General features: G+C 66.0%; 21 protein-coding genes. 15 read left to right on the top strand and 6 right to left on the bottom strand.

Annotation, left to right across the window (positions count from 1 at the left end):
- Positions 1 to 42: 42 nt before the first annotated feature.
- Positions 43 to 1,098, bottom strand: coding sequence for a copper-containing nitrite reductase (gene nirK / locus C477_RS08170; RefSeq protein ID WP_008893997.1), 1,056 nt, complete (start codon positions 1,096 to 1,098; stop codon positions 43 to 45).
- Positions 1,099 to 1,341: 243 nt separating this feature from the next.
- Here nirK and C477_RS08165 point away from each other — a divergent pair, with 243 nt between their 5' ends.
- The 3 genes from C477_RS08165 (at position 1,342) to C477_RS24030 (ending at position 3,810) form a co-directional block, all read left to right on the top strand.
- Positions 1,342 to 2,463 carry an aminotransferase class V-fold PLP-dependent enzyme gene (locus tag C477_RS08165; protein ID WP_008893996.1) on the top strand — a complete coding sequence of 374 codons (1,122 nt, stop codon included), beginning with the start codon at positions 1,342 to 1,344 and terminating at the stop codon, positions 2,461 to 2,463.
- Positions 2,464 to 2,724: 261 nt separating this feature from the next.
- Positions 2,725 to 3,390, top strand: a complete 666-nt coding sequence (locus C477_RS08160; protein WP_008893995.1) for an HAD family hydrolase — start codon at positions 2,725 to 2,727, stop codon at positions 3,388 to 3,390.
- Positions 3,391 to 3,639: 249 nt separating this feature from the next.
- A complete protein-coding gene (locus C477_RS24030; RefSeq protein ID WP_008893994.1) occupies positions 3,640 to 3,810 on the top strand; it encodes a hypothetical protein in 171 nt (56 codons plus the stop codon).
- A 390-nt stretch (positions 3,811 to 4,200) separates the two neighbouring features.
- Here C477_RS24030 and C477_RS08155 read toward each other — a convergent pair whose 3' ends face one another.
- Positions 4,201 to 4,704 carry a hypothetical protein gene (locus C477_RS08155; RefSeq protein ID WP_008893993.1) on the bottom strand — a complete coding sequence of 168 codons (504 nt, stop codon included), beginning with the start codon at positions 4,702 to 4,704 and terminating at the stop codon, positions 4,201 to 4,203.
- Positions 4,705 to 4,919: 215 nt separating this feature from the next.
- On the opposite strand from C477_RS08155, the gene uvrA reads away from it, so the two are divergent.
- From uvrA to C477_RS08140, 3 genes are all read left to right on the top strand, one after another.
- Positions 4,920 to 7,883 carry an excinuclease ABC subunit UvrA gene (uvrA, locus tag C477_RS08150; protein WP_008893992.1) on the top strand — a complete coding sequence of 988 codons (2,964 nt, stop codon included), beginning with the start codon at positions 4,920 to 4,922 and terminating at the stop codon, positions 7,881 to 7,883.
- Positions 7,884 to 8,018: 135 nt separating this feature from the next.
- The gene (locus C477_RS08145; RefSeq protein WP_049914439.1) at positions 8,019 to 8,438 is read left to right on the top strand and encodes a hypothetical protein; all 420 of its coding nucleotides are present in this window, start codon (positions 8,019 to 8,021) and stop codon (positions 8,436 to 8,438) included.
- Positions 8,439 to 8,573: 135 nt separating this feature from the next.
- On the top strand, positions 8,574 to 9,167 hold the full coding sequence (locus C477_RS08140) for a GNAT family N-acetyltransferase (protein ID WP_008893990.1): 594 nt from the start codon (positions 8,574 to 8,576) through the stop codon (positions 9,165 to 9,167).
- Between the two features lie 275 nt (positions 9,168 to 9,442).
- Here the strand turns inward: C477_RS08140 and C477_RS08135 are convergent, their stop codons facing one another.
- Both C477_RS08135 and C477_RS08130 read right to left on the bottom strand, forming a co-directional pair.
- Complete coding sequence (locus C477_RS08135; protein ID WP_008893989.1) at positions 9,443 to 10,741, bottom strand: RNB domain-containing ribonuclease; 1,299 nt, start codon at positions 10,739 to 10,741, stop codon at positions 9,443 to 9,445.
- A 119-nt stretch (positions 10,742 to 10,860) separates the two neighbouring features.
- Positions 10,861 to 11,154 carry a DUF7562 family protein gene (locus tag C477_RS08130; RefSeq protein WP_008893988.1) on the bottom strand — a complete coding sequence of 98 codons (294 nt, stop codon included), beginning with the start codon at positions 11,152 to 11,154 and terminating at the stop codon, positions 10,861 to 10,863.
- A 122-nt stretch (positions 11,155 to 11,276) separates the two neighbouring features.
- On the opposite strand from C477_RS08130, the gene C477_RS08125 reads away from it, so the two are divergent.
- Together C477_RS08125 and C477_RS08120 are read left to right on the top strand one after the other, a co-directional pair.
- On the top strand, positions 11,277 to 11,756 hold the full coding sequence (locus tag C477_RS08125; protein ID WP_008893987.1) for an RNA-binding protein: 480 nt from the start codon (positions 11,277 to 11,279) through the stop codon (positions 11,754 to 11,756).
- A gap of 138 nt (positions 11,757 to 11,894) precedes the next feature.
- Complete coding sequence (locus C477_RS08120; RefSeq protein WP_008893986.1) at positions 11,895 to 13,028, top strand: EstA family serine hydrolase; 1,134 nt, start codon at positions 11,895 to 11,897, stop codon at positions 13,026 to 13,028.
- 14 nt (positions 13,029 to 13,042) lie between these two features.
- Here C477_RS08120 and C477_RS24025 read toward each other — a convergent pair whose 3' ends face one another.
- Together C477_RS24025 and C477_RS08115 are read right to left on the bottom strand one after the other, a co-directional pair.
- Positions 13,043 to 13,186, bottom strand: a complete 144-nt coding sequence (locus C477_RS24025) for a hypothetical protein (protein WP_008893985.1) — start codon at positions 13,184 to 13,186, stop codon at positions 13,043 to 13,045.
- Between the two features lie 55 nt (positions 13,187 to 13,241).
- Positions 13,242 to 14,573, bottom strand: a complete 1,332-nt coding sequence (locus C477_RS08115) for a molybdopterin molybdotransferase MoeA (protein ID WP_008893984.1) — start codon at positions 14,571 to 14,573, stop codon at positions 13,242 to 13,244.
- Between the two features lie 157 nt (positions 14,574 to 14,730).
- Here C477_RS08115 and C477_RS08110 point away from each other — a divergent pair, with 157 nt between their 5' ends.
- The 7 genes from C477_RS08110 to C477_RS08080 form a co-directional block, all read left to right on the top strand.
- Positions 14,731 to 15,093 (top strand): Hsp20/alpha crystallin family protein, encoded by a 363-nt coding sequence (locus tag C477_RS08110; protein WP_008893983.1) that lies wholly within the window; start codon positions 14,731 to 14,733, stop codon positions 15,091 to 15,093.
- A 76-nt stretch (positions 15,094 to 15,169) separates the two neighbouring features.
- Positions 15,170 to 16,864: an ABC1 kinase family protein gene (locus tag C477_RS08105; protein ID WP_008893982.1), complete on the top strand. Its 1,695-nt coding sequence runs from the start codon at positions 15,170 to 15,172 to the stop codon at positions 16,862 to 16,864.
- 42 nt (positions 16,865 to 16,906) lie between these two features.
- On the top strand, positions 16,907 to 17,989 hold the full coding sequence (locus C477_RS08100; RefSeq protein ID WP_008893981.1) for an enolase-like domain-containing protein: 1,083 nt from the start codon (positions 16,907 to 16,909) through the stop codon (positions 17,987 to 17,989).
- Between the two features lie 157 nt (positions 17,990 to 18,146).
- A complete protein-coding gene (locus C477_RS08095) occupies positions 18,147 to 18,521 on the top strand; it encodes a translation initiation factor IF-5A (protein ID WP_008893980.1) in 375 nt (124 codons plus the stop codon).
- Positions 18,521 to 19,369: an agmatinase gene (speB, locus tag C477_RS08090; protein WP_008893979.1), complete on the top strand. Its 849-nt coding sequence runs from the start codon at positions 18,521 to 18,523 to the stop codon at positions 19,367 to 19,369. The genes C477_RS08095 and speB overlap by 1 nt, the downstream gene beginning before the upstream one ends.
- Before the next feature lie 135 nt (positions 19,370 to 19,504).
- The gene (locus tag C477_RS23815) at positions 19,505 to 20,284 is read left to right on the top strand and encodes a hypothetical protein (RefSeq protein ID WP_008893978.1); all 780 of its coding nucleotides are present in this window, start codon (positions 19,505 to 19,507) and stop codon (positions 20,282 to 20,284) included.
- Between the two features lie 176 nt (positions 20,285 to 20,460).
- Positions 20,461 to 22,178: cytochrome c oxidase subunit I (locus tag C477_RS08080; protein WP_008893977.1), on the top strand; the 1,718-nt coding region annotated here is incomplete at its 3' end.

Raw genomic sequence — 22,178 nt, 5'->3', positions numbered from 1 at the left:
GTCGCTCGAGGTGATGCTGGCGAACCGCTGGGGCGATCCCGCTCACGGACTCTCGTCGTAGAGGTCGCGGGTGGGTTCGCCGTCGACGCGGATCTCGGCGAGGGCGCCCCTACGAGTGGCGCGGGTCAGCGCGTGGTCGACGATCTTGACGGGGCCGGGGACGGGGAACTCCATCTCGCCGGCGGTCGTCGTGCCGGGTGCGACCGGGGCCGTCTCGATGTTGCGGTCGGGATCGGTCAGGAGGTCGCCGTCGCGGTAGTAGCGGCTCCAGACGTTGCCGATGGGGTGGACGGCGCTGGTGAGGTTGGGACCGCCGTTGGCGAAGTACACCCGGGCGGTCTCGCCGGTTTTAGCCTGCATCGCGTGGTCCTCGGTGAGGCCGTAGGCCTGGCCGTTGAAGACGACGTAGGTGGGCTGTTCGGCGAGCATCGCGTCGAAGTCGAAGGCGTGGTGGCCCTCCTCGCCGACCTCGCCGTCGGTGTAGATCTCGTGCTGGCCGAGATAGTACTCGCGGTCGACCTCGGGGAGGCCGTCCTCGGGCTCAACGAGGATCGCGCCGAACATGCCCGAGCTGATGTGGTAGTCCATGTTCGGGATCGCGCAGTGGTAGATGAACACCCCGGGGTAGTCAGCCGTGAAGCCGATCTCGGCGGGATCGTCGCCGGGGCTGACCGTCGTCGCCTCGGCGCCCCCGCCGGGCCCGTAGACCGCGTGGAAGTCCATGTTGTGCTGGGCCATGTTCAGGTCCTCGGGCACCTCGAAGGTGAGGTTCACGCGGTCGCCCTCGCGAACCCGGATCATCGGTCCGGGCACCTGGCCTTCGAAGGTCATGTACTCGAAGGTGACCCCCGGCTCGATCTCGGCGACTAGCCGCTCGGTGCGGACGGTCACGTCGTGTTCGCGGGGCTCGCTCCAGTCGACCGGTGGGGGCACGTCCGTCGGATCCCGAGCGATCCGGTCGACGTCGACAGCCTTCGCCGCCGACAGTCCTTCGTCGCCTGCCGGCTCCGTTTCGTTCGCCGCGCTGTTCGGCTGGGGCCGGTCGCCGCCGAGGCAGCCGGCCACCGCGATGGTGCCGGCCGCGCCCAGCGCCGCCATGAACTGTCGTCGGTTCGCTGCTGTCGTTGTCATTGGCCTTCTCCTCATCTCTACCTACGAGTGGACATACGGTCAATACCCGCGATGGTTCTCGAGCGATAGTAATCTCAGCGGCCGCTCCCTCGATACAGAGGGTGGTTAAATACGCCCGAACAATGATCGGCTCCCCGGTACGATTCAACTCGTCGCCGCGGCTCGAAATCGACCGTCAGACCGAACACGACGCCGACCGATGGATGTGGTATGGACCCCATCGAGTTGCGCGAGACGATACCGGCTCTCGAGTCCGGCGCGTATTTCAACTGGGGTGCGGGCGGTCCGAGCCCGCGCCGCGTCGTCGAGGCGGCCGAATCGGCCCTCGAGTCCCACGAGTTCGAGGCCCCGACGAACGAGGGGCAGTATCCCGCGGCGTTCGACGCCTACGACGAGGCGCGGGACGCGATCGCGGGCCTGCTGGGCGCCGCGCCCGCCGAGATCGCGCTCACGGAGAGCACGACCGACGGGATCAACCGCGTCGCGGGCGCGCTCGACTGGGACGACGACGATACCGTCGTCAGAACCGACCTCGAGCACTCCGCGGGAATCCTGCCGTGGCAGCGCCTCGAGCGCGAGCGGGGAGTCGACGTGCGGGTGCTCGAGACCGAACGCGGGCGACTGGACCTCGAAGACGTGACGGCGGCGGCCGAGGACGCGACGCTGTTCTGCCTGAGTTCGCTCACCTGGACCCACGGCACCCGACTGCCGGTCGCCGAGATCGTCGACATCGCCCACGACGCCGGCGCGCTGGTCCTCATCGACGCCGTGCAGGCGCCCGGCCAATCGCCGGTCGACGTCCGCGAGTGGGGCGCCGACTTCGTCGTCGCCGCGGGTCACAAGTGGCTCGTCAGCCCCTTCGGCACCGGGTTCGCGTACGTCCGCGACGGGGTCGCGAGCGAGCACGACCTCGTTCCCGCCGCGATCGGGTACCGCAGCGTCGTCGACCCGGACGCCACGGACTACGAGTACGCGCCGGGTGCCGGGCGGTTCGAAGTCGGCACGTCGAGTCCCGCACCGCACGCGGGGCTGGCGGAATCGATCCGGACGCTCGAGGAGATCGGTCTCGACGCGATCGAATCGCGGATCGAACGGCTCACGGACCGGCTCAAGGACGGCCTCGAGGACGACCGACTACTGAGTCCGCGGACCTTCGAGTCCGGCCTCGTCACCGTCGACGTCGACGATCCCGAGGCGACCGTCGAGCGGCTTTCGGACGCCGGCATCGTCGTCCGGTCGCTGCCCTACCCCGATGCGATCCGGGCGTCGGTCCACGCGTTCAACACCCGGGAGGATATCGATCGGTTGCTCGAGGTGCTGTCGAACGACTGAGGCGTCGCTTCGAGGGGTCGGAGATAGCAGTGGTTGGGACGGCGATTTTGGTATTCAGAGTGGTTTGTGAAGCGCGTGTTCAGTACAGGTTGAGTAGATACTGGAGTAGCAATCGATCTCACCGATAGCTGTAAAGAGAGGCGTACTGAATAGAGAGGCTAGATTCACCAGGCCAGTCAGTTATGAAATGTTTTGATAGGTGCGTAGGCGCCGATAGATGAAGCAGGAAAAACCTAATATAATCGATAAGGGAAGAATAATGTGGTCCAAATTGAGGCCGTTTTGTTTGATCTCGACGATACGTTAGTGCAGTATAAGAGGTCTCCGGGCGAGGTCCTACAGACATCCTTCGAAATCTTGGGGACTGAGCCGCTTTTCTCGGTTGAGGAGTACTATGCCCGATATGACGAGTTTGCGGAGAAGTGCAATTCGATGAACGAACTTCGCTCTGAATGCTTTGCAGCGCTCGCTGATGAGAATGGCTACGAACGGCAACTTGGACGAGCCCTCGCGGACACATTTAGCGATGAGCGCGACCAGACAAACGTCGAACTCCTCCCATCTGTCAGTCGCGTCTTGAACGAACTCAACCGAGAGTACCAGCTTGCTATTGTGACGAACGGCGCACCGGACGCGCAACAGCAGAAGATCGACGCTGTGAACCTCGATCGGTGGATCGACACGATCGTTATCGCGGGCCACGGTGTACCACCAAAACCTGATCCAGAACCATTCGAACGAGCGATTCAGTCGCTCAATGCGACACCCGCTACTGTAGTACACGTCGGTGACTCATTGGAAACAGATATTGCTGGTGCATCTGCTGCTGGGCTTGATTCTATCTGGATTTCTGTTAGTAATAGCAGCGAGGAATATATCCCATCTCATCGGATCAAGTCTATTGATCGTCTGCTGTCCTTCCTGTGAGTAGAGATTTGTAACCGAGACGCGCCCTGTATTCAGCAGTAGCTGAACGTCCTACTCAGATTCTGTCAGAAAGAACCTGCTGAGTACAGAGGGTGTTCCCAGCACAATAGAGCGAGTTGGTTCTCCACGTGTTACCTGGGGAGGGTGGTAGAGGTACCTGTGAAGATGACAGTCAGACGCTGCGAATCGAGGGCGCCCAATCCGTTGCAGGCTGTTTGATTTTCCGTCTCGACACCCTCAGCACCATTTATGGCCGGATTGATCCAGCGAACGGCGCAGGCGATCGACGATATGTGGCAGTCGATATGGCACGAGTCGAGTCGCGCCGAAAAGATCGTGATCGCCATCCTGCTTTTGGTCACCGGATTGGCGATCCCGGTGATCCCGATCGTCTGGATCGCCCGGATTATCGCCAACTGATCGACAAAGTGGCGTGGCGGGGCGAGACACGCGCTTTCTATTCAGCAGATCGACCGACAGAACGCCCGTCGAGAGGGGGCGTGCTGAATAGAGGGAACGCACTTATCGCGATCCGTCGGATCGTCTTCACTATGGAATCCTCGCCGCCGACCACCTGTCCGCGTTGTGGCAAGCGAGAGGCGTACTCGCCCCGATATACGACGCCGGGATGGCGAATACAATTCTACGAATGCGATAATTGCGGTCGCAGATACGACCCGTATCTCGACGCAGCGTACGACGGAGACTGAGGAAGCGTTCGCACGCGTAATTACCGCCCGCAACTCACCTGAATATCCGAGTGAATAACTCGCGCTATCGACTACTGAGATCCACACCGAAGACCGACCGTCAGTCTCCGGAGTCGTCGTCGCTCGAGTGCGCTGCGGCCTCGAGCATCGTCTCCCGCTCGTCGAAGTACACCGGGGCGTCGCGGTCGGCCTCGAACTCGAGCAGGCGGGAGAGGGCGTCCTCGCCGTCGTCGACGTCCTCGGCCAACTCTTCCGCGAGGTCCGTGTAGGCGCCGGCCAGCGTCTGGAAGGCTTCCATTCGCGTCTGTTTGGCTTCGAGCAGCAGCTGTTTCTCCTTGACGTCGTTCTCGAGTTCCTCGAAGGCGTCGAGGTCCAACTCGTCGCCGGGACCGTCCGGCGTCGAGGGGGCATCGGTTCCCGTCGTCGCCGTCGAGTGGTCCTCGAGTTGCCCGCGGAGTTCGGCCATGTCCTCGTCGATCTCGGCGAGCAAGTCGTCGGCCTCGGAGCGCATGGTCTCGACGCGCCCGGAGAGCAGCCCCGCCTGCGTGTGGCAGTAGTCGACGAGGTCGTCGACCGCCAGACTGGGGTCGGTGTCGTCGCTCATGACTTTCCGTTGGGGAGTCAGACCGAAGTCACTTTGGACTGGGGGCTCGGATCGTCACGAGGTCGCGGCGACGGGAGCGTTCGATCGGGCTAGCTGCTAGCAAACCCCATTCTATCGGGCTTTCAGACCCGTTAAGTCCTTCCGGACACTGACTCCATCACAGTGAATCGAGCAGCGAGTCGCGCAATTATGCAGTCACCGATCACCACGAAATTATGAGCAAGGACTACATCGAGGTGCGGGGCGCGGAGGAACACAACCTCAAGGACCTCGACGTCACCATTCCCCGCGAGGAGTTCACCGTCGTCACCGGCCTGTCGGGGTCGGGCAAGTCCTCGCTGGCGTTCGAGACGATCTACGCCGAGGGCCAACGCCGGTACATCGAGAGCCTCTCGGCGTACGCCCGGAACTTCCTTGGGCAGATGGACAAGCCGCAGGTCGAGACCGTCGAAGGCCTCTCCCCGGCGATCTCGATCGACCAGAAGAACGCCGCGAACAACCCCCGATCGACGGTGGGGACCGTCACGGAACTCCACGACTATCTCCGTCTCCTCTACGCCCGCGTCGGCACCCCCCACTGTCCCGACTGTGGCCGCGAAGTCGGCGAACAGTCGGCCCAGAACATGGTCGAACGCATCCTCGAGCTCCCCGAGAACACGAGGGTCAAGCTGGCGGCGCCGGTCGTCCGCGACCAGAAGGGCGCCTTCGAGGACCTCTTCGAGGAACTCGTCTCGGAGGGGTACGCCCGCGTCGAGATTGACGGCGAGGAACACGACCTCACGCTGGACGACCCCGACTTGGACGAGAACTTCGACCACACCGTCGACGTCATCGTCGACCGCGTGAAGGTCTCCACGGAGGACCGCCCGCGCATCATCGACAGCGTCGAAACCGCGCTCGACGAGGCCGAGGGCGTCCTGAAGGTCATCCTGCCGGACGCGCCCAAAGACGTCGCGAGCGATCTGGGCGACGCGGCCCGCCGGACGGGCGCCCTGGGCAACGAGACCGAGGAGGACGACCGCTTCGTCGTCGAGTTCTCGAAGGACCTCGCCTGTACCCACTGCGGGATCGACGTCCCCGAGATCGAGACCCGCTCCTTCTCGTTCAACTCGCCCCACGGCGCCTGTCCCGAGTGCGAAGGGCTGGGCGAGACCAAGGAGGTCGACGAGGGCCTCGTCGTGCAGGACGAGTCCAAGCCGCTCAAGCACGTCTTCGAGGCCTGGAGCTACAACCGGTCGTACTACCGAACCCGCCTCGACGCCGTCGCCGAGCACTTCGGCGTCTCGCTGTCGACGCCGTTCGAGGAGTTAGACGAGGACGTCCAGCAGGCGTTCCTCTACGGCACCGACGACGAGGTCGTGTTCAAGCGGAGCACGAAAAACGGCACCCGCCGGAAGCGCAAGCGCTTCGAGGGCGTCATTCCGAACCTCGAGCGCCGGTATATCGAGACCGACTCCGACTCGACCAGAGAGCACATCGAGGACTACATGTCCGCGACGGAGTGTCCGGCCTGTGACGGCACGCGGCTGAAGGCCGCGAGTCGGGCCGTGCTCGTCGACGAGACGGCGATCACCGAGATCAACGCGATGAGCATCGGCGACGCCTTAGAACACTTCGAATCGATGGAGGCCGACCTCACCGAGCGCGAGAAGGTCATCGCCGAGGAGATCTTGAAGGAGATCCGCGCGCGACTCGGCTTCATGTGCGAGGTCGGGCTGGACTACCTCACGCTCGACCGGGAGGCCGCGACGCTGTCGGGCGGCGAGAGCCAGCGCATCCGGCTGGCCACGCAGATCGGCTCCGGCCTCGTCGGCGTCCTCTACGTGTTAGACGAGCCCTCGATCGGGCTCCACCAGCGGGACAACGACCGCCTGCTGGACACCTTAGAGGAACTGCGGGACCTCGGAAACACCCTCATCGTCGTCGAACACGACGAGGAGACGATGCGCCGGGCGGACCAGGTCATCGACATGGGGCCCGGCCCCGGCAAGCGCGGCGGCGAGGTCGTCGCCAACGGCCCCGTCGAGGAGGTCAAGGCGACCGAGGGCTCCGTGACGGGCGAGTACCTCTCCGGCCGCCGGCAGATTCCGGTCCCCGACGAACGCCGCGATCCCGACGGCGCGCTGACGATCCGCGGCGCCCGCCAGCACAACCTCGATGACGTCGACGTCGACATCCCGTTGAGCAACTTCACGGCGATCACGGGCGTCTCCGGCTCCGGCAAGTCCACCCTGATGCACGAGGTGCTCTACAAGGGGCTGGCCCGCGAGATGAACGACAACACGTCGGTCATCCCGGGCGACCACGACGCCCTCGAGGGTCTCGAGGAGATCGAGACCGTACGGCTGATCGACCAGTCGCCGATCGGCCGCACGCCCCGCTCGAACCCGGCGACGTACACCAACGTCTTCGACTACATCCGCGAACTGTTCGCCCAGACGAAGCTGGCGAAACAGCGCGGCTACGAGAAGGGCCGGTTCTCCTTCAACGTCAAGGGCGGCCGCTGCGAGGAGTGTGGCGGACAGGGAACGGTGAAGATCGAGATGAACTTCCTCTCCGACGTGTACGTCCCCTGTGAGGAGTGCGACGGCGCCCGCTACAACGACGCCACGCTCGACGTCACCTACAAGGGCAAGACCATCGCCGACGTCCTCGAGATGGAAGTCGAGGAGGCCTACGAGTTCTTCGAGTCCTCGAGCCAGATCCGGCGGCGCCTGAAGCTGCTGAAGGACGTCGGCCTCGATTACATGAAGCTCGGCCAGCCCTCCACGACGCTGTCGGGCGGCGAGGCCCAGCGGATCAAGCTCGCCGAGGAGTTGGGGAAGAAGGACACGGGCGAGACGCTCTACCTGCTCGACGAGCCCACCACCGGACTCCACAGCGAGGACGAGCGCAAGCTCATCGACGTCCTCCACCGGCTGACCGACAACGGCAACACCGTCGTCGTCATCGAGCACGAACTCGACCTCGTGAAGAACGCCGACCACATCATCGATCTCGGCCCCGAGGGCGGCGAAAACGGCGGCGAGATCGTCGCGACGGGGACGCCGGAAGAAGTCGCGCGACTCGACGACTCCCACACCGGCCGCTACCTGCGCGATCTGCTCCCGAAGGTCGACATCGAGGGGCCTCGCGGCGAGCGCGTCGAGCCCGTGACGGCGCCGATGGACGACGACTGACGACTGATCGCGACTCGACGACCGGTTTCCCGTTCTCCGCTTCGCTCGTTTTCGTCGTTCGTCGCCCGACCTGACAGCCAGTTCCGATGACCGCGATCCGAACCGGTAATGACGGCCGCCGCCGAATCCTCACCCGTGAACACCCGAAAGGCCGTCCTCCGCCGCGGGCTCGCGGGCGGCGGCGTCGCGACGCTCCTGCTGGCCGTCAGCTTCGTCGCCGCGCTGGGGATTCCGACGACGCCGTCGATGATCGCAATCGTCGCGTGGCTCGTCGCCGTCGGGTGCGGGATGCTCGCCGCCGGCCGCCGGGAGCGGGTCTCGCTCGGGTCGACGACCCTCGAGTGGCCCCGCGTCGCCGCCGTCGCGATCGCCCTGCTGGCGGTCGGCTGGGCCGCGATCAGCGTCGCGAGCCTCCACCGAGGCGACGGCATCACCGGACTCGGGGCGCTCGAGGGCGTGCTCACCGCCGGGCTCGTGGGCTACTTCGCGTGGTTCGCCCGCGAGTGCTGGGTCGGCGGCAGCGTAATCGAGGCCGAAACGTTCGTCGTCGACTGAATCGGCGACGGGACTCCCGTCTCGATTCGCGCACACCGACGAAATCGAGAAAGTCGTATTCGGACGTATCAGGACCTGTACAACCGTTCAACGTCCGGCCCCGAACTTTTGGTTACGGAGTTGGTACGATGTCACGTGAGTCGAGCCGTCCGGCCGGCGACGCGCGACGACGTCTGGGCGATCCACCAGACGGCCCGCGAGAGTTGGCACGCTGCCTACGACGAGATCCTCGGCTCCGACCGGGTCGACGAGGTCGTCGACGACTGGTACGCGATCGGCGACCTCGAGTCGTCGATCGACGGCGCGAGCAAGCGGGCGGACGTGGCCTTCCTCGTCGCCGAGTCGGCCGACGACGGCGCTCGAGCGCGATCGATGGACGACCGCGCAGACCGCATCGGCGAGTTCGACCGCGAGTGTGCCGGGTTCGCCCACGCCGTCCCGTGGCCCGAGGACCCGGCGGTCGGCTACCTCGCGCGCCTGTACGTCACCCCCGAGATCTGGGGCGAGGGGACCGGGACGCAATTGTTAACGCGACTCGAGGCCGACCTCGAGGACGCGTTCGACCGCCTGCGGCTGGCCGTCCTCGCGGCCAACGACGTCGGAATCGCGTTTTACGAATCCGCGGGGTTCGAACGCGTCGCGACGCGGAAGAACGATCTGGCCGCCGGCCTCGAGGAGTACGTCTACGAGCGACCGATCGCGAGCGCGGATGGGAGGGAGAGCGACTGACGAGCGTCGCTCCTCGAGTCGAACGCGATATCGGCGGTTTGCAGAGCGGTGAGTCTCGAGTACGCTGCTCACGGGCGTGAAGCGCCCATCTGCTCACGGCGACCCTGGCGGCGTTCGCATGGGATGCGGGACCGCCGGTCCCGCCCGACTCGCGAAGCCCTCGCACGGCTTCGAAGCATGGTTCCCGATACGCTCACCGGGATCGAGTGTGCGCCGCCGCACGAGGTTCGATCAGGCTGGAAAATCAGACGGCATCACTCGCGCGGTAGCGACCGTTACAGCGTCTTGTCGGCTTCGTCGTCGTCAACGATTTCGATCCCGCGGTTGTTGACCGCCATCGGATCGAGACCGACCTCCTGGAGGAAGTTCTTGTACTCGCGTTCGCACTGCTCGGCGTCCTTCTGCTTGTCGCTGGCGCGGTCGCAGAGTTCGATCAGGTTCTCGGGGACGTCGTTCTGATAGACGATCCAGTGGTTGATCAGGTCGCTGAGCCGGCGGATGGGGCTGGTGAAGTGGCCGTAGATCTCGAAGTTCAGCGCGTGGTGGCCGCCGAACGGGTCGTTCATGTACTTCGCGCGGGGCATCACCTTCATCACCGCCCACTGGATCTTGTCGAGCTGGCGGCCCGGCGCCTCCTCGAGCGTCGCGTTGACGGCCTTCCGGGGGTCGTCCCACGTGCTGCCGGGGATCGAGACGCCATCTAGGTCCTGAATCTCTCGGAGGGCTTCGGACCACTCGTCGGGGCTCGGCTGCGGGTGGACGCGGTACATCGCCTCGACGCCGCGGTTCCACATGAGCTCGTGCGTGACGGCCTTGTTAGCCTTCAGCATGCACTCCTCGATGATGGTGTGGGCCCGGTCGCGGGCGGGGTTCAGGACGAGCGAGCCGTCCTCCTTGCGCTGTTCGTGCATCCGGTTTGCGACCTCGTAGACCAGTTTGTTCTCCTCGTGGAGGTCGGCGTCGGGGTCCTCGAGGCGGTTCTCGGCCTGCGAGTAGGTCAGGCGCTCGTCGGACTGGATGACCGACTTGTAGATCTCGATGTTCTCGTAGGAGAGGTTCTCCTTGTCGAGGTGCATCTCGACGGTGTGGGCGAGTCGGTCCTCGTTGGCGACCAGCGAACAGACCGTCTCGGCGAGCACCGGCGGCAGCATGTGGACCGTGTAGCCGGGCAGGTAGACCGTGTTGCCCCGTTCGACGGCCTCGTCCCACATCGCCGTGTCGGGATTGACGTAGTGGGTGACGTCGGCGATGTGGACCCAGAGGACGTACTCGTCGTCGCGCTCTTCGATCGAGAGCGCGTCGTCGAAGTCCTGGGCGTCGATCGGGTCCGTCGTCCACGTCGTCAGATCTCGCAGATCCTTCCGTTCGTCGATCTCGTCGCTGATCTCGGCCGTCACGCCCTCCGTTCGGGCTTCGGCCTCCTCGAGGACCTCGGCGGGGAACTCGTCACGGAGTTCGAACTTCTCGAAGAGTTCCTCGCGTTTGTTCTCGAGGTGGCGCGCGAGGTCCTCCGAGACTTCGACCGGGCCCTGGGCCTCGGCCGTCCCGGCCTCGGCCTGTGCGTCGTTACTCATAGCGGGGCCTACGGACGTGAAGGTGAAAGTCGTGTCGGGATGGGCAGGCGACCGCTAGAGCGGTCGCGACTCGAATCGGCGCCGCTCGAGGGAGGCCGCGAACTCGACGCGGTTCGCCGTCAGGACTCCTCTTCGAGCGTCCCGTAGCGCTCCTCGACGGTCTCGAGGTAGTCGGCGAGAAAAGCGGCCCGATCCGTTTCGCCGGCCTCGCTCTCGACGAGTAAGGCCTCGAGGTCGTCCCGCGGATAGTGACAGAGGTCGTCGTGACAGGATTTACAGAGGTGTTCGAACTCCTTGTCCTCGCGATCCCAGCGGTCGCCGTGTTTGTCGTACTCGCGCGCCATCGACCGGGTGACCTGATCGCCGCAGGCGAGACACGTGACCGTCTCAGTGCGCGTCCGGGAGGGCCACATAGCTAACCGGACACCGTGCTAGTACTTAGCGATTGTCACACCCCTAATCGGCGGCGACTCTCAGGGCCTCCGATCGGTCGCCGAACGGGCCTTTTATCTCTCGCTCGGCCGTTGGACCGGGTATGCAGGTCAAGTCCCGACACCATCTCCGCAGCGACGTCGTCTCGGACGTCGAGACGGCCCTCGAGGAGCAACTCGGCGTCTCGCCCGAGGGCGACGCCTACGAGCGCGTCGAGTTCGAGGACACCGACTGGGAGGTCGTCCTCATCGACGGGGAGCCACAGGTCGCCTACTTCGACGAGGAACCGTTCCTGACCGTCAGAGGCGCCAACGCCTACGAACCCGAAAAGCGCCTGGTCACGGTCGACGCCGGCGCGATCTCGTTCGTCAGCGACGGCGCGGACGTGATGCGACCGGGGATCACGGAGGCCACCGACGACATCTCGCCCGACGATCTGGTCGTCATCGCCGAGGAGTCCCACGGAAAGGTGCTGGCGGTCGGCCGCGCTCGCGTCGACGGCGAGGATATGGCCGGCGACGAGGGAAAGGTCATCGACTCGCTGCACCACGTCGGCGACGAACTCTACGAGTTCTCCGGCTAACGCGCTGTCCGCTTTCTCCGCGACGAACTCTACGAGTTCTCCGGCTAACGCGCTGTCCGCTTTCTCCGCGACGTCGATCCGGGATCGGCGAGACGACGCTCCCGAACGGTTACAAGCGTTCCGCTGGTGCGGTGTGGTATGACACGACTCCCCGATTCGGATCGCGAGCGGATCGCCGCCCTGTTCGACCGCCACCTCGAGGCCGGCCTCCACCACGGCGCGCAGTTGGCCGTCTACGTCGACGGTGAGCGGGTGCTCGATCTCGCGGGCGGCCGCGAGGGGCCAGACGGCGACCGCGAGACCCCCGAGACGCGCCACGTGCTGTTCTCGTGTACGAAGCCCTACGCCGCCGTGACGCTGCACACGCTGGTCGACGAGGGGGAACTCGCGTACGACGACCGAGTGGTCGACCACTGGCCGGAGTTCGCCGACGAGGGGACCGAGAAGGCCGGGATCACCGTCCGACAGGTCCTCAGCCACACCGCGGGACTCAATCAGGGAGAGATCGACGACCGGCCCGATCTCTGGACCGACTGGGAGGCCGCGGTCGAGCAGATCGAAGCGATGGAGCCGAATTTCCCGCCGGGCGAGACGCCCGCCTACCACGCGCTCACCTTCGGCTGGCTAGTCGGCGAACTCGTCCGTCGGGTGTCCGGCTCGCCGATCGAGGAGGCCGTCGAGGAGCGCGTGTTCGACCCCCTCGAGATGGACGACACCGGGATCGGCCTCCGGGAGGACGAAGACGACGACGTGGCGACGCTGGTCGGCTTCGACGCGTTCGACCGCTGTCGAGACCCCGGCGAGGGGCTCGGGGACAACGCCGAGGTCGCGGCGCCGTTTAACGCCGAGGAGATCCACCGCGCCGTGATTCCGGCGGCCAACGGGATCGGAACCGCCGGCGACATGGCGCGCTTCTACGCCTGTCTCGCCAACGGGGGCGAACTCGAGGGCACCCGGATCCTCCCCGCGGAGACCGTCGAGCGGATGACGGCCCTCGAGGCCGAGACCGACGCGGACGGCACGCTCGGACGGGAAGGCCGGTTCGCACTGGGGTTCTGGAAGGGCGGGACGACGGTCGCCCCATACGGGACGCTCTCGCCGGAGCGCGTCTTCGGCCACGCGGGACTCGGCAGTAGCGTCGGCTGGGCCGACCCCGAGGAGAACGTCGGCTTCTCGTACGTCACGAACGGGGTTCGGGACGGTTCCTACGAGCACGTCGCCCGGGTCAACGCGCTCGCGGACGCGGTTCGACTGGCGATACGGTCGGACTGAGGCCGTCGGTCGACCTAGTTCACCAGATTGTAGAAGGCATCGCTGAACGTGACCAGCAGGATCCCCGCCACGATGATCAGCGTCAGGAAGGTGAAGAACACGATCGCGGCCTGCCGGCCGGTCAGTCCTTCCCCCTCGAGGAATTCGTTCAGTTCCATGACTGTGCGTACGATCGTCACGGTAAAAAACTGTATCGAGACGAGATGAGGTGACTTACGTGTTCGGCTCCCAGTCCTGCACGGCGACGGTCTCGCCCGCCGGGATCCCCTCGCGGTCGTCGTCGACGACCACCCAGCCGTCGGCCAGCGCGACGCTCGAGAGCACGCCGGAGCCGCTGGCTCGGGTCGGCGTCGCCGCGAACCGCGGCTCGCCGGCCCCGAAGTCGTCGCCATCGTCCGGCTCGCGCGCTTCTAGTTTCACCCGCGCGAACGTCCGCGTTCCGGGTTCGCTGGGGATCTTTCGCTCGAGGCGTGCGTACGTGGTCGGGTGCGGATCGGACTCGGTCCCCTCGAGCCAGCGCATCACGGGTCGGAGGAACTGGACGGCGTTGACGATACAGGCGACGGGATAGCCCGGCAGCGCGAGGACGGGGGTCTCCTCAACGATCCCGAGACAGACGGGGTGGCCGGGCTTGAGCCCGACGCCGTGGACGACCACCTCGCCCAGTTCGTCGATCACCTCGGGCAGGAGGTCGCGCTCGCCGACGCTCGAGCCGCCGGTGGTGACGATCACGTCCTTCGTCAGGTCGCGCTGGATCGCCACGCGAAGCGACTCGAACTCGTCGGTGACGACGTCCCGGTAGGTCGCGCGGCCCCCCCAGCGGTTCGCGAGCCGCGAGACGGTGAGCCCGTTGGTCTCGATCACTTCGCCCGGCCCCGGATCGGCCTCGACGAGTTCCTCGCCGGTCGGGATCACGCCGACCGTCGGGGGCTCGGCGACCGCGACGCGGGCGTAGCCCGCCGACCGCAGCAGGCCCAGATCCGACGGCCGCAGCCGGTGGCCGGCGTCGTAGAGGTGCTGTTCTGCCTCGACGTCCTCGCCGACCGGCGCGACGTTCTCGCCCTCGGCGACCGCGTCCTCGATCTCGACGTCGCCGGCCGACTCGAGTTCGGTCACGCGCTCGATCATGACGACGGCGTCGGCGCCCGCCGGAAGGGCGCTGCCGGTGTGGACGCGGGCGGCGGTGTCGGGCCCGATCTCGGCGTCGGCGCCGACGCCCTCGGCGATCCGTAGCACTTCGGGGGAGCGGTCGCTGGCGCCGAACGTGTCCGCGGCGCGGACGGCGTAGCCGTCCATCGCGGCCCGCTCGTAGTGGGGGACGCTCCGGGCCGAGGCGACGGGAGCGGCCAGCACGCGGCCGTCCGCGCGCTCGACCTCGAGCCGTTCGGTTCCCGTCAGCGGCGAGAGCGCGTCGCCGTCGTCGCCGTTTGCAGCGGCCGCGTCGTCGGCCCCCGCGACGGCCTCCCTGAGTATCCGTCGCGCCTCGTCGACCGGCGTCCGTTCCTTGAACCCGGCCCGCTTGCGCTCGCTGTCGGCTCCGTCCATACCTGCACTCGGGTCGCCGGGCGCCTAAAACGTGGGGGACCGCCCCCCGTCGACGGGCCCCGCGATCGGCCGCGTCCCGCGTCGGTCACAGCGCCGTCCGACAGTCGAATCGGCCGCTACCGCGGCCTTTTTCGTATCGGCGTTCGAACCTGTAGCCATGTCAGCGCTTCGCGCCGCACTGCAGGATCTCTCGGAAGACGTCTTCTTCGATCTGCTCGAGAGAGAGGACGCCTACCTGCTCGTCCTCGACGTTCCGGGCGTCTCCGCCGACTCCCTCGAGGTGGCGGTCGACGACGGACGGCTCTCCATCGAGGCCCACCGCGAGAAGGACCCCGCGGGCGACTACCAGTACCTCGAGGAGAACCGCTCGCTCTTTCTCGATATCGAGCTTCCCCTCCCCGCCGACGCAGTCAGTACGGAGACGGAAGCGATCGTCGAACGCGGCGTCCTCGAGTTGACTCTCCCCAAAACGTCGGCGACGGGCGAGACGACGATCGACGTCGTCGAGGAAGACTCCTAACCTGAGGTGACACAGACTGGGCTCCCTCCGTGCGTACAAGCGGTTCGTCCTCGTCGCGTGGCAGTTCCTCCCGCTGTTGCTCGCCTACGCCCGTGACCGCCGCCGATTCCTGCTGTTCGGGCGGCCGCGATCGGTCGACGCCGAGACCCACCGTCACCGGGCGGAGGTCCTCCTCGAGTCGCTGCTGACCCTCGGGCCGACGTTCATCAAACTCGGTCAGCTGCTCTCGACCCGGCCCGACGTGCTCCCGCCGGCGTACATCGACGTCCTCGCGGCGCTGCAAGACGAGGTGCCGCCGGCCGACTGGGCCGACGCGAAACGGGTCCTCGAGGCAGAGATCGGCCCCGTCGACGAGAACTTCGTCGAGTTCGAGACCGAGGCGATCAGCGGCGCGAGCCTCGGGCAGGTGTATCACGCGCGGGTCGATCCCGAGGCCGTCGACGCCGTCGGGACGGCGGACCCGACGGCCGAATCGGGGGATACTCGAGTGGACGGCGCCGGAGGACCCGACCCCGCCGGCCGCGAGGTCGCGGTGAAGATCCGGCGGCCGGACATCGAGGAACTGGTCAACGCGGACCTGCGGGTGATCAAATGGTCGCTGCCGATCCTGCTGTACTTCGTCGACGAATCTCGGGCCTTTTCCCTGCGGAACCTCGCCGACGAGTTCTCGAAGACAATCCGCGAGGAGATGGACTACGAGCGCGAGTCCGAGATGCTCCGGGAGATCCGGACCAACTTCGCGGGCGACGACCGGTTCGTCATCCCCGACGTGATCGAGAGCCACTCCGGTCGGCGCGTGCTCACGATGGAGTACATCCAGGGGACGAAGATCAACGATCTCGGGGAACTCGAGCGCAAGGGGATCGACCGCACGCGACTCGCGGAGAACTTGGAACGGGCGTACCTGCAGATGATCATGGACGACGGGGTCTTCCACGCCGATCCGCACCCAGGGAACCTCGCGGTGACCGACGACGGGCGGATCGTCTTCTACGACTTCGGGATGTCGGGCCGGGTCGACTCGTTCGTCCAAGAGAAGATCATCGACTTCTACGTCGCCGTCGCCAACCAGAACATCGACGGCATCCTCGACGCGCTGATCGAAATCGGTACCTTGAGCCCCGACGCCGACCGGGGCGTGATGGCCGAGGTGATGGAGATCGCCATCCAGGACGCCCGCGGCGAGGACGTCGAACAGTACCGGGTCAATCAGATCGTCGGCCAGATCGAGGACTCGATCTACGTCTTCCCGTTCCGACTCCCCAAGAACCTCGCGCTGGTCTTGCGGGTCGCGACCGTCGTCGAGGGGGTCTGCGTCACCCTCGATCCCGACTTCGACTTCATCTCGGTCGCGACCGACTACCTCACCGAGGAGGGGTACCGCGAGGAGTCGATCCGACAGTACGCCCGGGAGACCGGCGAGAACATCCGCAGAACCGGCGAGTCGCTGACCCGACTCGCGCCCAAAGCCGAGCGCGCCCTCGACCGACTCGATCGGGACGACCTCTACGTCCGCATCGGCCTCGAGGACGAGGAGAACGTCTTCGACACGTTCGCGAAACGGCTGATCTACGGCATGTTGCTCACGATGTCGCTGTTCTCGACGGGCGTCCTCTACGCGCTCGAGGCGCCTCGAGCGTCGATTGTCGCGGCCGTCTTCTCGCTGGTCGTGACGGTCCTGCTCTACCGCTCGTTCCGCGAACGGAAGGGGATCGGCGCCAAACCGCAGTTCACGCGACAGAGCATGCGCCGGCGCCGCGGCGAGGAGTAGGCAGGGTCAAACGTTCTTTTCGCTGGCGCTCGAGTGTCCGGTATGGACTACGAGCGGATTGCCGACCTACCGGTGACGATCGACGAGGTGTCGACCGACCGCCTCGAGCGCGAGACCTCGAGCGAGTTCACCCGCGTCACGACCGAGTTCGCCCTCTCCGGCCCCGGACCGGACGGCGAGGCGGTCGTCGGCCGCGGCGAGGACGTCACCTACGAGACCGACGATCACGACGCGCTGGCCGAGTCGGGGCTGCCCGAGCTCGCCGGCGAGTGGACGATCGACTCGTTTTCGTCGCGCCTCGCGGAGATCGACCTCTTTTCCGCCGGCGCGCCGGACCGCGACGTGTTCCGCAACTACCGGCGCTGGGGGCTCGAGAGCGCGGCGCTGGACCTCGCCTTGCGGCAGGCCGACACCGACGTCGCGAGCGCGCTCGGTCGGTCGCTCGATCCCGTCCGGTTCGTCGCCAGCACCCGGCTGGGCGAGCCGCCGACGACCGATCGTCTCGAGGCCCTGCGCGAACGGGTCCCGGGCCTCGAGTTCAAACTGGATCCGATCCCGGCCTGGGACGACGACCTCGTGGCGGGGATCGACGACGCCGTCGGGGCCGACGCGATCCGCATTCTCGACCTCAAGGGACGGTACGAGGGAACCGAGGTCGACGTCCCCGCCGATCGCGAACTGTACGAACGAGTCCTCGAGGCCTTCCCCAACGCCGTCGTCGAGGATCCCGCCCTGACCGCTCGGACGCGGCCGCTGTTCGAGGACGCCGACGTCCGCGGGCGGGTATCGTGGGATGCCCCGATACACGGCCTGGCGGACGTCGAGGCGCTCCCGTGGGACCCCGACTGGCTCAACGTCAAACCCTCCCGGTTCGGCTCGCTCGAGTCGCTGCTCGAGACGCTGGCCTACTGCGAGGCGAACGAGATTCGGCTGTACGGCGGCGGCCAGTTCGAACTCGGCGTCGGGCGGGGGCAGATCCAGACGCTCGCCTCGCTGTACTACCCCGATGGACCGAACGACATCGCGCCGCGGGCCTACAACGATCCGACCGTCGGGGACGGACTGCCGGCGAGTCCGCTCGAGCCGCCGACCGAACCGCGCGGGTTCCGCTGGGACGGGACGTAAACAACGACTCGAGACGGGATCGGTCCCGCGTCGTCGGGTACGAATCGCGGGCCAGGTGCGCCCGCTCCTCGCGAGCCGCGTCCGCCGTGTCACCGACTGACTCGGTGCCAGCGGCCATTCCAAACGGTTTATGCACGTCGATTGATTACGCCGGGACATGGCGAAACAGCAGACCGAAGTTCGCGACCTCCAGGAAGGAAGCTACGTGATGATCGAGGACACGCCGTGTAAGATCAACGCCTACTCGACGGCGAAGCCGGGCAAACACGGCAGCGCGAAGGCACGCGTCGAGGCCGAGGGCGTCTTCGACGGCAAGAAGCGATCGCTCTCCCAGCCGGTCGACGCGAAGATCTGGGTCCCGATCATCGAGCGCAAACAGGGCCAGGTCGTCTCCGTTGACGGCGACGACATGCAGGTCATGGACCTCGAAACGTACGAGACGATCACGATGCGCGTCCCCGACGACATCGACGTCTCCCCCGACGAGAACATCGAATACCTCGAGATGGAAGAACAGCGAAAGATCGTCTGATGTTTCCCGGGGCGACCGACGACGGCGAGGGGAGCCACACGGCGGACGACGCCGACCGTGACGGCGCGAACTTCGTGGTCGTCGGTGCGCCCCTGGACGTATCGACGACCTTTCAGCCGGGGACCCGATTCGGTCCCCGACGCATCCGAACTTTTGCCGAACCGTTCGACGACTACGACCACCGGACGGACCAGTACTTCTCCGAACTCGGCGTCGAAGACCACGGCGACATCCGCGCGTGGGACAACGCGAAGGAGTACCTCGAGTACCTCGAGGGGACGCTCCGCGGTGTCGTCTGGGACGACGCCGTCCCGCTGATGCTGGGCGGGGAACACACCGTCTCGCTGGCGGGCGTCCGCGCCGTCGAACCCGAGGCGGTCGTCGTGCTCGACGCCCACCTTGACCTCTACGAGGCCTACGACGGCAACGAACTCTCCCACGCCTCCGTCACGCGACGGATCCTCGAGGAGTCCGCGGTCGAGGACGTGTTCATCCTCGGCGCTCGCACCGGCAGCGAAACGGAGTGGGAGCGGGCCCGAGCGCCGGACGTGACGGTCGTCTCGCCGGAAGACGTCGCCGACTGGCCGCTCGCGGACCGACTCGACGGTCGCGACGTCTACCTGAGCGTCGATATCGACGCCGCCGACCCCGCCTACGCACCGGCGACGGGGACCAGAGAGCCGTTCGGCCTCGAGTCCCGCGAGCTGCGCGACGTCGTCCGCGAGGTCGCGCCGTACGCGGACGGCTTCGACGTCGTCGAAGTCAACGACCGCGACGAGGGACAGACCGCGGCGCTGGCCGGCAAGCTCGTCCGGGAGTTCGCGTTCGCACGCGCCGACGGCCGGTAGGAACACCGATCCGGCGGTCCGGTAGCATTTAGCGGATTCCTACCGTTCCGAGTGCTGTTTTCGAGCAAGAATATGCGCTGTATTCCGATGGAAGTTACCTAATAACGTAGTGTCCGGTTCGGGTTACGCTCGTCCATGACACGAGAGTATTCGAGACGCGACTGGCTTCGAAAGGCCTCCGTCGCCGGTGTCGCAGTGGGCGGGGGTGCGGTCGGCCTCTCGGGGACCGGGAGCGCACGGCCTGCGCTGGTCGACCCCGATGATGTCGGACTGACCGCCGACTGCGCCGACGACGACCGAGCGGTCTTCTGTGCGACCAACGACGGCCGCCGCCCCGCCTTCCTCGAGTGGCAGCGCCGGCCCCTCGAACCGGGGATCGAGTTCATCGACTGTCAGACCATCCTCGTCGTCGGGACGTTCGCCGAGGTCGTCACCGAGGTGTCGTTCCTCACGGAGGCCGGGTTGATCGGTAACGACTTCCTCTACTTCAACTCCGTCGACGGCGTCCGCGTCATCGATATAACCGAGCACGAGCGGGGACCGGCGGACGGAATCATCGGAACCGCCGAAGCGTTCGAGGAGGGGCCGACCGTTCCGGGCGCCGGCGACGTCGTCGCCTCGAATCCGGAGTACGACGCCTGTCAGGAGGAGTACTTCGGCGAAATCGTCGTCGAGGGGACGGAGTCGGCGACGGACGACGAGTCGGCGACGGCCGCGGCCGCGACCGGCGATCGGAACCGGCTGGTCGTTCCGCCGTCGTCGACGCGGTGCTTCTCGGTGGCGGTCGACGACGACCCCGTCGCGGTCGACCTCTTCTACGACGGCGATCGCGTCGATACGGCCGTCAGCGCGACCGACAAACCGTGTCCGGATCGACCCGGACGCGGTCGCCGCATCCGCGGCTGGTTCCGATAGCATCGCCGACCGATGGCGCCGATTCCCGGCCCGTTGCCTTGCAGATGCACCGAACACATTGATTAGTGGAATTGGTGGAGGTATCCGCTGGTAATGGTGCCTCGTGCTCGCGGAGTCGTAATCGAACCGATACGTGGGATCGAATCACCCCGATACCGCGCAGACGAGGTGAGTTCATGAGCGACCTTCCGCCGCAGACAACCGTCAAACGGTGGCTGGTGACGACCAACCACAAGGATATCGGAATCCTCTATCTGGCGACGGCGCTGTTTTTCCTCCTGCTCGGCGGGGTGCTCGCACTCCTGTTCCGTCTCCACCTGTGGGTCCCCGGCGGAACGGGGCTGCTCGAGAACAACGAGTTCAACCAGGCGGTTACCAACCACGGCCTGTTGATGGTCTTCTGGTTTCTCTCGCCGTTCGCCGCCGGCTTCGCGAACTACTTCGTCCCGCTACAGATCGGTGCGAAGGACCTGGCGTTCCCGCGACTAAACGCGTTGAGTTACTGGTTCTATCTGTTCTCGGGGCTCCTTCTCGCCGTCGCATTCTTCCAGGAGCGGGCGTTCGCCGGCGGCTGGTACATGTACGCGCCGTTGAACGTGCCGATGTACCACCCCGCGCTGCAGGCGACGACCGGCGGAAACGCGACGATCCTCGGATTGATGCTGTTCGTAATGTCGATCACGCTCGGGTCGGTGAACTTCCTCACGACGATTCACCGCTCGCGCGCAGAGGGGCTGGGGCTGTGGAACATGCCGCTGTTCACCTGGTCGTGGCTGCTGACGATCTGGATGATGCTGTTCGCGTTCGCGGCGCTGCTGGCCGCGCTCCTGTTGCTCGCGAGCGATCGACTCCTCCTGACTCAGTACTTCGCGACCGACGAGGGCTCGAGTCTGTTATGGGCGCACCTGTTCTGGTTCTTCGGACACCCGGAGGTGTACATCGTCTTCTTCCCGGCGTTGGGAATCATGTTCGAGACGTTCCAGACCTTTACGGGGCGGCGGCTGGTCGGCCGCAAGTGGGTCATCATCGCGATGGTCCTGGTCGCGGTCCAGTCGTTCCTCGTCTGGGCCCATCACATGTTCCTGACGACGATCAACCTCGAGATCAAGACGCTGTTCATGGCGACGACCATCGGGATCTCGCTGCCGTTCGACCTGATGATCTTCTCGCTGATCTACACGATGGTTAAGGGCCGCGTGCGGTTCACCACGCCGTTCCTCTTCTCGCTGGGAGCGCTCGTCCTGTTCATCCTCGGCGGCATCACCGGCGTCTTCCTCGGCGCCGTCGTGCTGGACTACGAGTTCCGGGGCACCTACTGGGTCGTCGCGCACTTCCACTACGTGATGGTCTCGGGGGTGACCGCGCTGGTCGGCGGCCTCTACTACTGGTGGCCGAAGATAACCGGAAAGATGTACTCCGAGACCCTCGGCAAGCTCAACTTCGCGGTCTACTTCGTCGGCTTCAACCTGCTGTACTTCCCGATGTTCCTCGCCTGGGAGACGCCCCGGCGCGTCTTCCACTACGGCGAGGCGATCCACATCTATCACCAGGCAGCGACCGTCGGCGCGTTCGTCTTCGGCGCGTCGTTCCTGATCACGTTCTTCACGCTCGGGAAGAGCCTGCTCACGGGTCCCGACGCACCCGATAACCCCTGGGAGTACTCCCGGACCGCCGAGTGGGCGACCACGTCGCCCCCGCCACTGGATAACTGGGACGGGCGGCCGAGCTACGCCAGCGGTCGCCTCGAGTTCGTCGACGACACGGCGGCGACGACCGACGGCGGCGTGACGACCGCGGTGGAGAGCCAGGCGGAACACGCCGATCACGCCAGCATCTGGCCGGTCGGGATCGGCTTCGGGACCTTCGTGTTCTTCCTCGGGCTGACCGGGTTGAC

The organism is Haloterrigena salina JCM 13891 (genome assembly GCF_000337495.1).
GTDB lineage: Archaea > Halobacteriota > Halobacteria > Halobacteriales > Natrialbaceae > Haloterrigena > Haloterrigena salina.
This window is presented reverse-complemented; position numbering and strand designations above follow the sequence as displayed.